The sequence below is a fragment of the Pseudoalteromonas fenneropenaei genome (assembly GCF_042643375.1).
In the GTDB taxonomy this organism is placed as follows: domain Bacteria; phylum Pseudomonadota; class Gammaproteobacteria; order Enterobacterales; family Alteromonadaceae; genus Pseudoalteromonas; species Pseudoalteromonas fenneropenaei.
Genome location: NZ_JBHRSD010000029.1, coordinates 251,269 through 258,470, shown reverse-complemented (window position 1 = coordinate 258,470; position 7,202 = coordinate 251,269). Strand labels below are relative to the sequence as shown.

The 7,202-nt window shown below is 46.2% G+C and carries 5 protein-coding genes; 1 reads left to right on the top strand and 4 read right to left on the bottom strand.

Features of this window, described 5'->3' with window-relative positions; genetic code table 11:
- Positions 1-132 precede the first annotated feature (132 nt).
- From gap to edd, 3 genes are read right to left on the bottom strand one after another with little or no spacing between them, the layout of a single operon-like run.
- A complete protein-coding gene (gene gap, locus ACFOEE_RS16350) occupies positions 133-1,137 on the bottom strand; it encodes a type I glyceraldehyde-3-phosphate dehydrogenase (RefSeq protein WP_377126671.1) in 1,005 nt (334 codons plus the stop codon).
- A gap of 15 nt (positions 1,138-1,152) precedes the next feature.
- Positions 1,153-1,773 carry a bifunctional 4-hydroxy-2-oxoglutarate aldolase/2-dehydro-3-deoxy-phosphogluconate aldolase gene (gene eda, locus ACFOEE_RS16345; RefSeq protein ID WP_377126668.1) on the bottom strand — a complete coding sequence of 207 codons (621 nt, stop codon included), beginning with the start codon at positions 1,771-1,773 and terminating at the stop codon, positions 1,153-1,155.
- Positions 1,774-1,795: 22 nt separating this feature from the next.
- Positions 1,796-3,646: a phosphogluconate dehydratase gene (edd, locus tag ACFOEE_RS16340; protein WP_377126665.1), complete on the bottom strand. Its 1,851-nt coding sequence runs from the start codon at positions 3,644-3,646 to the stop codon at positions 1,796-1,798.
- 383 nt (positions 3,647-4,029) lie between these two features.
- Here edd and ACFOEE_RS16335 point away from each other — a divergent pair, with 383 nt between their 5' ends.
- On the top strand, positions 4,030-6,039 hold the full coding sequence (locus ACFOEE_RS16335; protein ID WP_377126662.1) for a winged helix-turn-helix domain-containing protein: 2,010 nt from the start codon (positions 4,030-4,032) through the stop codon (positions 6,037-6,039).
- Here ACFOEE_RS16335 and ACFOEE_RS16330 read toward each other — a convergent pair.
- A complete protein-coding gene (locus ACFOEE_RS16330) occupies positions 6,017-7,123 on the bottom strand; it encodes an alpha/beta hydrolase-fold protein (protein WP_377126659.1) in 1,107 nt (368 codons plus the stop codon). The two genes, ACFOEE_RS16335 and ACFOEE_RS16330, sit on opposite strands and share 23 nt — an antisense overlap.
- Between the last annotated feature and the right edge of the window lie 79 nt (positions 7,124-7,202).

The window sequence follows — 7,202 nt, the reverse complement described above, 5'->3', positions numbered from 1 at the left end:
GTGAACTCTCGATACTCACTGTGCTTATTAGATCAAAGGGCTAGATCTGTGTCTAGCCCTTTTTCAACAGTCTGAAAGCCAGCAAAGCTGGCTTTATATTGGATAAACATCACAACCGCGAGGGTGTTCTATTTATAGGAATTTACCTAATGTTTTTACTTGGTCCAACATGCGGTTAGAGAAACCCCATTCATTATCGTACCAAGCCATCACTTTCACCAACTTACCGTCTACTTTGGTTTGCGTGGCATCAAAAATTGACGACGCTGGGTTGTGGTTAAAATCGATTGATACCAGTGGTAGTTCATTGACTTCTAAAATGCCCGCCATGCTGCCAGCCGCTGCGGCTTTAACCGCTGCGTTAACTTCTTCTTTGCTGGTTTCTTTCTTCGCGATAAAAGTTAAATCAACCAAAGACACGTTAATCGTTGGTACACGAACTGCCATACCATCTAACTTGCCAGCAAGCTCAGGGAGCACTAAACCAACGGCTGCAGCTGCACCTGTCTTAGTTGGGATCATCGACTGAGTCGCGCTACGCGCACGGTATAAGTCTGGGTGATAAACGTCAGTCAAGTTTTGGTCATTGGTATAAGCATGGATAGTGGTCATGCTACCTTGTTCAATGCCAATGCTGTCATTTAAAGCTTTAGCAATTGGAGCCAAACAGTTAGTGGTACAAGACGCATTAGAAATAATAGTACTGTCTGCGGTCAACACATCGCTATTCACGCCATGTACTACTGTTGCATCCATGTCTTTACCAGGCGCTGACACGATAACTTTTTTCGCACCAGCTTCTAAATGTTTAGATGCGCTTACGCGGTCAGTGAAAAGGCCTGTACACTCAAGTACCACATCAACACCTAGTTTTGCCCACGGCAAGTTCGCAGGATCGCGCTCTTGAACTAAAGTGATTTCGTCATTACCAATAACCAAAGTATTGCCCGACAAAGCCACGTCTTTAAAGAATTTACCGTGTACCGAATCATATTGGGTAAGGTGCGCGTTGACGTTTGCAGGTGCTAGGTCATTAATCGCAACCACTTTAATTTGATCTTGTTGGTTCGTTTCATAAAGTGCACGTAGTACGTTGCGACCGATACGACCATAACCGTTAATGGCGATTTTAATCATTTAGCTTCCCCTTGATTATTTGAGCTGACTAGCTTGTTTTGCAAGCGCTTCGATAGCTTGCCAATCTTTATTGGCGATCAGTTGCTTATCGAGCATCCATGTACCGCCTACACATACTACGTTGTTCAATGCCAGATACGTTGGTGCCGTATCCAGTGAAATACCTCCCGTCGGACAGAATTTTACTTGCGGTAATGGGCCGCCAATGGATTTCAACATCGGCGCTCCGCCTGCAGCTTCTGCTGGGAAGAATTTTAAATACTTAAATCCGTGTGCCGCTAAACGCATCACTTCACTTGGTGTAGCTGCACCGGGTAAAAAAGGAATATCAGTTGATTTCGCCAGTTCGATAAGCTCATCAGTAACACCCGGGCTCACCATAAAATCGGCGCCAGCTGCAACTGACGCTTGGAAAGTGGCTTTATCAACCACAGTACCTGTGCCAACATAAGCTTCTGGCACAGCCTGCTTCATAAGCTTTACTGCTTCAGCCGCAACGGGCGTACGCAAAGTAATTTCAAGTGCTTTTAATCCACCGGCGTATAATGCTTTAGCAAGCGGTGCCGCATCTTCCAGATTATCAATGACAACTACTGGTACTACAGGCGCTGCGGATAAAATTGTTTCAATACTCATCTTTCCCTCATCCCCAAACCACTTATTCAATGCCGAACGAGCTTGCGCCCAAGTCCGCACTGCTGACGATATTTCTAAATCCTGCGAATAACTCACGGCCCGTGCCATAAGTCATACCTTGACTACTGACCTCAAGCTCACGTGCAGCCAACTCTTCATCGCTGACGTGCAGCTTTAAAATACCTTTTGGTGCATCTAACGTGATCACATCACCATCGCGTACTTTGGCGATAATGCCGCCTTCAACTGCTTCAGGGGCTAAGTGAATCGCGGCAGGTACTTTACCTGATGCGCCCGACATACGACCGTCGGTCACAATCGCAACTTTAAAACCTTGATCTTGTAAGGTTGCCATGACTGGCGTCAGCTTATGCAGCTCTGGCATCCCTTTGGCTTTCGGGCCTTGCTCTTTGAGCACAGCAATAAAATCTTGGTTCAACTCACCGCGTGAAAATGCCTCTTGCAATGCACTTTGTGAACTAAATACTTTGGCGGGCGCCGTCACAACTTGATGTTGCTCCTGAACTGCTGACACTTTGATAACGGCTTTGCCTAAATTACCAGTTAAAAGCTGTAAACCACCTTGTTTGCTAAATGGCTCGCTCACCGGGCGTAATACTTCGCTATCTAAAGACGTTGCAGGTGCTGCAACCCATTCCACTTTGCACGGTAAGGTGCTATCAGTCATGATAGTGTTGCTATCAGCTTGAATACGCGGTTCCATGGTGTAAGCATCTAAACCTTCGCCAACAATGGTTTTCACGTCATTGTGAAGGAAGCCCGCGTCACGCAGTTCACGCATCAAAAAGCCCATGCCACCAGCGGCTTGGAAGTGGTTTACATCGGCAGAGCCATTAGGGTAAATACGGGTTAACAACGGCACCACTTCTGACAGATCTGCCATGTCCTTCCAGTTAATCACTACCCCGGCAGCTTTTGCCATCGCGACTAAGTGAATGGCATGGTTGGTAGAACCACCGGTTGCAAGTAAGCCCACTAAACCGTTGATCACTGTCTTTTCGCTGACGATATCAGCTAACGTGTTGGTTGCTTTGCGTTCAATCAATTGCTGTAGCATTTCTTCCACGGCGTGAGCAGTTAAACCATCACGTAAGGTTGTGTATGGGTTGATAAATGAGCTACCTGGCAAATGCAAACCCATGATTTCCATTAACATTTGGTTTGAGTTTGCAGTGCCGTAGAAAGTACAAGTACCGGCGCTGTGGTACGAAGCGCTTTCTGCTTCAAGTAATTCTTCGCGCGACACTAAGCCTTGCGCAAATTTTTGTCTAATACGGGCTTTTTCTTTATTTGGAATACCCGACTGCATTGGTCCTGCTGGCAAGAAGAAAATCGGTAAATGGCCAAAACTTAATGCGCCAATTAACAGGCCAGGGACAATTTTGTCACACACACCAAGGCAAAATACGCCGTCAAATACGTCATGTGATAAAGCAATAGCCGTGGACATAGCAATCACGTCACGGGAGAACAATGATAGGTCCATGCCGTCACGGCCTTGCGTAACCCCATCACACATCGCAGGTACACCACCTGCCACTTGCGCCGTGGCATCGTAACGCGTTGCCACCGCTTTAATTAAATCTGGATAGTCTTTGTAAGGTACGTGTGCAGACAACATATCGTTGTACGAATTAATAATCGCCAAATTTGGCTGCTCGTCCGCTTTTAAACGTGCTTTATCACTGCTGGTGCAAGCCGCCATTACGTGCGCTAAGTTGCCACATCCAATCCCCGCTCTAACACGTGTTTGCTTTTTCGCTTCCGCCATACGCTGTAGATACGCTTCACGAGTGGCCTTGCTGCGTTCGATAACACGTTCGGTGACTTCTTTAATCCGTGGATGCAACATAATTCTGACTCTCTAGTTGAGATAGTAGGAAAAAGGGCTCAGTACGATTAAAGAGCCCTCTTCAATCATTGTACTGAGCAGCTTTGATTTACCCGTTCAAAGGTACGCTATCAGGCTGTCTCTCACCCCAGCCTGACACCGGTGTCACTTTATTAACGCATGAAGCTGACACCGGTGTCAACCCTTCTCATAAAATTTAGTCTACTTTTTTAATTTGAACAAATAATGACCGTGATATTTGCGATAAAATGCGTAGCACGTCCTATTTAAGGCCCCGTCTGTCTGAACTTTATAAACCCTTAATGCAAAATGACTTTACATTACATTGCGGTTTGCGCATGCTTGGCAAGAGGAATTTAAGCCAATGATTTATAGGTAGTTATGTGAGAAAAAGTATCGTTATTCAACAACGCGAGATAGATCTCGACAGCGGTGAAATACGTTACCAAGGCACCCAGAGCTGCCTTGAGCCCAAAGTGCTGGCTGTCCTAAAGGTATTGCTAGCACATCAAGGTTCTGTCATTAGCCAAGAAGACTTATTAAACCAAGTTTGGGGTGAGGTGATTGTCGCCCCCAACGCCCTGCAACGCTGCATTACCTTGCTGCGTAAGCAATTAGGGGATGACGACAAACGTATCATTCAGACGTTTCCAAAGCTTGGCTATCGTTTGCAAATGCCAGCCACTTCCGCCACGACTCCTTTCGAAAAATACCGCCAAGTTTGGCTCGGCGCACTATTCGCCGTTATTAGCTTGTGTGGGCTTGTATGGTTGCAATATAGCGCCAAGCCAAAGCACACGTATCGATTAGCCGATTTAACCCCGCTCACCCACGATAAAGCAGCTCAGTATGGTGCGGCTATCCACCATGACCAAATCGCATATTTTCAGCAAAATGGCGATAAAACCGATTTGCTGCTAAAAGATCTGCGCACTCAGCAGACTAGGACTATGCAATCGCAAGCGCATTTTTACGGCAGCATTAGTTTTAGTCCAAAGGGTGATTCCTTGGTCGTTGGCGAAGTCACTTTTGTTGAGGGCGTGAAGTGTGCACAGCTGCGGCTATTTAATCTCGCATTGCAGCAAAGTGAAGTGTTGCTACCTTGCTATAAGCAATTTTTGCACAGCGCAAAATGGCTAGACAACCACAAGCTCATTTATATGAGTACAGATAAAATCCGCCGTACTGAACTGTATTTATTGCCGCTTACAAAGCACAGCCCACCACAGCGTTTAACGCTGCCCGAGGACATTGCTAAAGTTTATCAATTTAATGTGTTTAACGACGCGCTGTGGTTAAGTGGGGTTGACCAAGCCGATAACAACAAATTATGGCAAACCCAAGTTGAGGGTGAAAAACTCAGCTCTCTTAATACCATTGCGCTGACTTACCCTGCGGCGGACGCTTCCTTACCGCTTAAGTTAGCGAATGGCAATGTCGGCAATGGCAATATTGTCCAGAGTTATCAAAATCAGCTGTTTATTTACGATCAAACCCAGCTTATAACCACCCTGCCCTTAGCTAGCCCAGCCGCACTCACTTTATCAGCAGTGAATGAACACGGTGCGCTACTTGCCACCGCAGGAAAGCAAAACATGTTGGTGCGAGAGCGTCAGTGGCAAAATGCATTCGCGCAAGATACCGACATCACCACCAGTGATTTCAGCGACGCAAGCGGCCAATATCAGCCTTTTGGGCAAGCGATTGCTTACTTGTCCAATCGCAGTGGCCGCACCCAACTATGGCTACAAACCGCCAAACAAGCCAAACAACTAACGTTTGACGCGCCAGTGAATAGCTTTGTATGGCAAGCTGACGGCAAAGCGCTGTGGTTTAGCAGCAACGGGCAATTGCAGCACGTGAGTTTGCAAGGCATCGTTACTCCGTTTACTGTCTCGACAAAAATAAAGCAACTGCTACAACATGGCAGCAAGCCTTGGCTATTGGCTTTAGATAGCGCATCACATTTAATTCAAATTGATACGGATACAGGAAAAACCGCAGTATTGCTGCCACGTCCAGTAAATTGGGCGCAGCAGCTGGAGAGTGGCAAAATCTTATTTAGCCCTGTTGACCAAGGTAAGTTATACCAGTTTGAGAGCAACCAAATCACAGCGGTCGAGCCGTTGGCAGACATCATTCTACAGTGGCGCTTTTTTGTCCGGGATAATGCCGTTTTGCTGCAGGACAAGCAGAAAAATATATGGCGCTACCAGCCAGATTTAAATAAAGCAGAGATAGTTGCACAATTTGATGAACAAGCCTTGTTCGCGACAGATTTTCGCTATGAACAAAGCGCCTCGGAACAGCTCGCTATGCTCTCGGATAACTTCGCCAAATATCAGGCCAACATAGTGCAAATCGGCGTTATTACTGCGCCAATAACCGAGTAATAAACTGCTGCGCCTCTTGGTTTTGTTGTTGCTCGGCCAGTTGTAACGCCTTACGGAAGGTTTGCTTGGCTTGCTCAACATAAGCAGACGCGTGTAGCGCTTGACCTTTGCGTACATGGAGCAACACATCGCTCGGCTGCTGCGTCAATAAATGTTGATAGACAGCATCTCCTGCCGCTAATTGCTGGTGCTGGTAATAGTAACTTGCCAAACCTTTCAAGTTATCTGTTGGGTCTAGGCTATAACCGTATTTGGCCGCCAATTTTTGGTGAAATTGTAAAACCCCCTCGACGCCTTCCTTGGCAAACACCGCAAAATCGACAATTTCTCGGTCGGCAAACAAGCGTGAAATACCCAGTAAAAAGCCAAGGCTATGACCGCCGATATAATTGTCTTTACTCAAATCGCTAAACTGACTTGCGTCATGCCCAACTAGCGCTTGCTGTAGTGAAAGAAAATGCGGCTTATTGCCGCTAAACGACCCTAAACTGACAAATAAGCTCCGCTTAGCCAAATTCTTTTGCAACCGCTCAATTACCGCTGTGCGCCAAGCGTCATCGGCCAATTCTAGTGCAGGACTGGTGATCACAGCAGCTTGATACAATTTGGGGTAGCGGCTAAATAGGTCAAGCGCCACATTACCTGCGGTCGAGAAGCCTTCTAAAATATGAAATGGCGCGAGGTTATATTGCTGACTTAGCATTGGCAGCGCTTCTTGCGCCAATACCTCCCCGAGTAACGCGTTACGCTCACCTTTGGCGGTATCAAATTTATCTTGCTCTACCACCGCTGGCATACGCAATACAAGCACCTGCGGCATTGGGCCAAAATCAACATGGCTCAACCAATCAATTTGACTTAATAATACGTTTATTTGACTGTCCCCTGCGGCGGTTATCAGGAGCGGGTATGGTGTTTTGCGCTCAGCATCATAATTAAAGGGGAGATATAACGACAATGGCACAGTGCGTTTTAATAATTTCGAGTCAAGAGACAAAGTGTCTAGTTTTGCTTCTATTGCATTGACACTGGTTATCACGCATAACAATAAGCAAAAAGCGAAGTGTTTAATTAACTGGTACATAATGGCTCCTTGTAAAATGAGAGCCTACTATTACAAACATCGGACATCTTGAATTTATTAAGCGCTGATATTCATTTGA

Bases quoted from the DNA above. Each gene is read 5' to 3' on its own strand.
- edd (WP_377126665.1), bottom strand. From the start codon at position 3,646: ATGTTGCATCCACGGATTAAAGAAGTCACCGAACGTGTTATCGAACGC.
- gap (WP_377126671.1), bottom strand. From the start codon at position 1,137: ATGATTAAAATCGCCATTAACGGTTATGGTCGTATCGGTCGCAACGTA.
- eda (WP_377126668.1), bottom strand. From the start codon at position 1,773: ATGAGTATTGAAACAATTTTATCCGCAGCGCCTGTAGTACCAGTAGTT.
- ACFOEE_RS16330 (WP_377126659.1), bottom strand. From the start codon at position 7,123: ATGTACCAGTTAATTAAACACTTCGCTTTTTGCTTATTGTTATGCGTG.